This is a genomic window from Desulfonatronum sp. SC1, assembly GCF_003046795.1.
GTDB lineage: Bacteria > Desulfobacterota > Desulfovibrionia > Desulfovibrionales > Desulfonatronaceae > Desulfonatronum.
The window spans coordinates 1-470 of sequence record NZ_PZKN01000118.1 but is presented as its reverse complement, the minus strand read 5'-3'; the positions used below and the strand labels follow the sequence as shown (position 1 = coordinate 470).

Sequence of the window (470 nt, the reverse complement as noted above, 5' to 3'; positions counted from 1 at the left end):
ATCTACCTCCATCCAAACCGAATCATTCAGCGAGGTTTTAGATGGGATTTTCAGAACGGTTGTGGATGCGGCTATGTCACCAATTCTCTGGCCTTTACCGTTCACTATCATTACCAATACTGCAATGGAACCCATAAGCAAAGTGATATCGGGCAGGCGAAAAATCCACCTTATAAAGCAACTGCCAAGGGTGAGTTGTGAGCCGTCGGTTTTTAGAACCTTGATGCGCATTATCATTTTGCCAGGACTTTGTCCGTTAAAAAATGATTCCCACAGGAAGTGGTAAAGTAACACTGGGATGAGAAAAACCAGTTGCCAGCCCGACAGGTCAGAATTAAAAACAAATATCATAATGACTATCGAGTATATGGCCATTATCAACATGTCGATAAGGTATGCGAGAATGCGATCTCCAATACTGGCTATTTTGTATTGAAGCGACACGTTTTGTGTTGTGTTAAGGTGGTATG

1 protein-coding gene is annotated in these 470 nt (G+C 42.3%); it reads right to left on the bottom strand.

Annotated features, from left to right (window positions below; translation table 11 throughout):
• On the bottom strand, positions 1 to 444 hold a 444-nt coding region (locus tag C6366_RS20950; protein ID WP_255412109.1), incomplete at its 3' end, for an RDD family protein.
• Between the last annotated feature and the right edge of the window lie 26 nt (positions 445 to 470).